Annotated in this window: 3 protein-coding genes; all 3 read right to left on the bottom strand. The window is 50.9% G+C overall.

Going from position 1 to position 2067, the window contains the following annotated elements:
* Positions 1 to 755 (bottom strand): Tli4 family immunity protein (locus ABRZ26_RS24975; RefSeq protein WP_319606703.1); only part of this gene is annotated, 755 nt, incomplete at its 3' end.
* A gap of 26 nt (positions 756 to 781) precedes the next feature.
* Complete coding sequence (locus ABRZ26_RS24970; RefSeq protein WP_319606702.1) at positions 782 to 1909, bottom strand: Tli4 family immunity protein; 1128 nt, start codon at positions 1907 to 1909, stop codon at positions 782 to 784.
* A gap of 8 nt (positions 1910 to 1917) precedes the next feature.
* Positions 1918 to 2067: T6SS immunity protein Tli4 family protein (locus ABRZ26_RS24965; protein WP_349830391.1), on the bottom strand; the 150-nt coding region annotated here is incomplete at its 5' end.

The raw sequence follows: 2067 nt of genomic DNA, 5'->3' as shown, positions 1-2067 counted from the left end.
AAATTATCGGTATCAAGGTTAATCACAATATTAGGGTACTCTGGCGATGTATAACTCAGGGTTACCTCCTCCTGTTGGTAATAATCCCCATCGGCAATAAACATATTTGGCCCGCAAAAACCCGGTCGGTCAGGAATATCCGTTTCATTGCGGCCTTTAATCCGTTTTAGCAACTCCGTTAATGCCATCAGATCTTGTGGAACGTTATTATTATAAATACGAGGGGTATCTTTTCTATCTTCATCATAACGTAATGAGAGACCATTTCTGGTTTTTACCGTCACTTCAACCGCCACCCCGTTGGTATAAAGATGCGCTTCCAGTATTCGCGCGGCATCCGGTACGCCTGTATCTTCATTGCGTTCAAAAATCACCCCGTCCATACCCGCGGGCAGAGGAATCTTGCGTTTTAAAAACGGCATATCCAGCGGATCATAGGTTTTCTCGCCATTTAGCTGCGCTTCGCGACGGCGGATTTTCTGCTCAAACGCCGGCGGGTATATACGCTGGGTTCTTATCGGATGGTCGTTGATAAATGCTCTCAGCACTTTATTCCTTAATGTAAACGACGCCGGTATATCAATCAGATAGCGTCCCACGCAGCGCGTTTGCATCGCCGTTAAAAAGGTCTCCACCACCGCTTCCTCCTGTTGCGTCAAATCCTGTTGCGGCGGATAGGGCGTCATCCATAGATAAACCCCGTAGCTCGCCGCTATCAGCAACAGACAAACGGTAATCTTGCGTTTTATCGCCACGTTACTTTCCCTGTGCATATCAGCGCTTACTTAAACGCCCCCGGCCGCAGCCGTAACGTCGAGGTGATGCGCTCCCAGGCCGCAACGGCCTCCCTGGGCGGCAACTGTTCGTCCGGCAGTGGCTCCTGCCTGAATAACATACTCAGTTTTGGACTCTTTGCGCCGCCGGTTTTTTCATTGACGTTTAAAGCAAAACGATGAACGCGCTGTATCGGGTAATTAACGCCGTTGCCTTCCACCAGCCACTCCTCGCCATACAGTCCGTTGATATTGCGTGCGCCTTTTTGCAGCGTGTTCCCTTCCGCCGCCGCGATAATCTGATTTATTTCCGCGCCGCGCTCCAGCAGCGAATCCTTTTCCCGATTGAAGTTATCGGTATCAAAACTGAGAATAATGTTGGAATACTCAGGCGCAGTGTAATGCAATGTAATTTCTTCCCGCTGCTGATAATTCCCATCGGCAATAAGCGCATCGCGCAGACAAAAACCCGGCCGGTCAGGAATGTCCGTTTCATTACGGCCTTTAATCCGTTTTAGCAATTCCGTTAATGCCATCAGATCTTGCGGAACGTTATTGCCATAGAGTTCAGGATAATCCTTACGATCGCTATCATATTTGGACGCCAAACCATTTCTCGTCCTTACCTCAATTTCAACCGCCACCCCATTGCTATAAAGGTGCGCCTCCAATATTCGGGATGAGTCTGGAACGGATACGCTTCTATTGCGTTCAAAAATCACCCCGACCATACCCGCGGGCAGAGGGAACTTACGTTTTAAAAACGGCATATCCAGCGGAACAACGGTTTTCTCGCCATTTAGCTGCGCTTCGCGGCGGCGGATTTTCTGCTCAAACGCCGGCGGGTATATACGCTGGGTTCTTACCGGGTGGTCATTGATAAACACCGTCATATTGTCATCTTCCGCCCGATGGCTGCTTTCCACCGCAAACGCCGCCGGTATATCAATCAGATAGCGTCCCACGCAGCGCGTTTGCATCGCCGTTAAAAAGGTCTCCACCACCGCTTCCTCCTGTTGCGTCAAATCCTGTTGCGGCGGATAGGGCGTCATCCATAGATAAACCCCGTAGCTCGCCGCTATCAGCAACAGACAAACGGTAATCTTGCGTTTTATCGCCACGTTTTCCCTGTGCATATCGGCGCTTACTTAAACGCCCCCGGCCGCAGCCGTAACGTCGAGGTGATACGCTCCCAGGCCGCAACGGCCTCCCTGGGCGGCAACTGTTCATCCGGCAGTGGCTCTTGCCCGAAGATCATACTCAGTGCGGGGGCCTTTGCGCTGTCGGTTTTTTC

Source organism: Brenneria sp. L4-2C (assembly GCF_040240335.1).
Taxonomy (GTDB): domain Bacteria; phylum Pseudomonadota; class Gammaproteobacteria; order Enterobacterales; family Enterobacteriaceae; genus Brenneria.
This window is presented reverse-complemented; position numbering and strand designations above follow the sequence as displayed.

Bases quoted from the DNA above. Each gene is read 5' to 3' on its own strand.
- ABRZ26_RS24970 (WP_319606702.1), bottom strand. From the start codon at position 1,909: ATGCACAGGGAAAACGTGGCGATAAAACGCAAGATTACCGTTTGTCTG.